The sequence below is a fragment of the Bradyrhizobium sp. 139 genome, from assembly GCF_023074175.1.
GTDB lineage: Bacteria > Pseudomonadota > Alphaproteobacteria > Rhizobiales > Xanthobacteraceae > Bradyrhizobium.
Genome location: NZ_JADPKS010000039.1, coordinates 1 through 1,440 on the forward strand (window position 1 = coordinate 1; position 1,440 = coordinate 1,440).

The following is a 1,440-nucleotide window of genomic DNA, read 5'->3' on the forward strand; positions in this document are numbered from 1 at the left end:
CTACTGTCGCAGAGTTGGCAATATGTCTTAAGCGGCGGCTGTTCGACTGCGTCACAAGGCTACCGGGGAGATGACGAACGGGGGCCGAAGCACCCAGAGTGCGAAGGCAACTTTTTGAAATAGGCCGCAGCGGTCTAAGCAGGAATGTGCAAGGACGCGGCGATCGCCTGGTCATGGGAAATGAAGGCGATGACGCGAGCGGTCGAGTTTGGGGATTTGATCGAAAGGCGTCTGACTCCAGCTGTCATTTGTTGCATCCGCACTGCCGCGGACAGTGGCTTTATCGCAGGCCCCGATTTGGCTTGCTTATCGACAAGGATCGATTTGCAACGCAATATCTGGCATAGGCTGGCGCGAATGTCGGCTATCCGTTCTGCCAGTATGACCGCGCGTTCAGCTCGAATACCCAAGTAGGCGTCTATCGGTCGACAATTTGCAAGCGACCTGCGCGATGCGAAGCCTCGATACTAAGGTCGCCAGCAAGTTGGCTTGGCTGGTGACACAATGGGGCGTCGCAACACAAGCGCGCGGCGCGCCGGCAAAGATCATCCCATAATCGAGCTGCTGCCGCTGACCGTGCAGTCTATAAGCGGGCGGTGGCCCGCCCGCGGACTGATGCGTCCAAGACCCGCTTGGTCGTTACGCGCGATAGAGCGTATGCGGTGTACGGCTGAGGATCTCTGCACCACGGTCCGTCACCAGGACGGTCTCGCTGCAGCCAAACAGGTAATCGTCTTTCCCGAGGAGAATGACTGGCATGTGAACGGTCATGCTGGTCTCTAGGATGTCGGTTGCGCCCGGTTCCAGGCTGATGTTGCCACGTTCGCCCCAGGGGGCGCCGGTTTGGTAGCCAACCCGATGATTAAGGGCCTGTGGTCGCACAGATCGCTCGATCACCTTGCGCGCCGCGGCGTCCACTTCTCCCGCCGTCACACCTGGCTTGATCGCGGCGATGGCGGCTTCAAGGGCCTCCTCGGCCAAGGCGTGCAAAGTTTCGGCTTCAGGATGCCGGCCAAGCACCGCACCGCGGACCAGCGCCCCGGCGTATCCTTGCTTTATTCCACCGACTTCCACCATCGCAGGTTCGTTGTTCCTGATCGGGTGGCGCGTTAGTTTCGTGTGGGGGAGCTTCGCTCTTTCACCGAACCCGATTGAGACCAGCCTGACTTCGTCGCCACCTGCTTTTCTCACCTCACCCTGAATGGCCGCAGCCATTTCCATTTCGGTGATACCGTCCCGCAGCGACTGCTGAAACGCGCGCACCGCCACGTCCGTCATGGCCATCGCGTCACGAATGGCCTTGATTTCGAGCTCATTCTTCACGGCCATCACCGATGAGACAAGACGCGAGGCATCGACGACCTTCATTTCCGGAAGGCGCTCCTGGAGCGCACTTACATCGGCCGGCGCGAGATTCCAGCAGCCGAGCTCGAAACCTAC

1 protein-coding gene is annotated in these 1,440 nt (G+C 59.9%); it reads right to left on the minus strand.

Features of this window, described 5'->3' with window-relative positions:
• Nucleotides 1-639: 639 nt before the first annotated feature.
• A partial coding sequence (locus IVA80_RS10830; protein WP_247428980.1) for a Xaa-Pro peptidase family protein occupies nucleotides 640-1,440 on the minus strand: 801 nt, incomplete at its 5' end.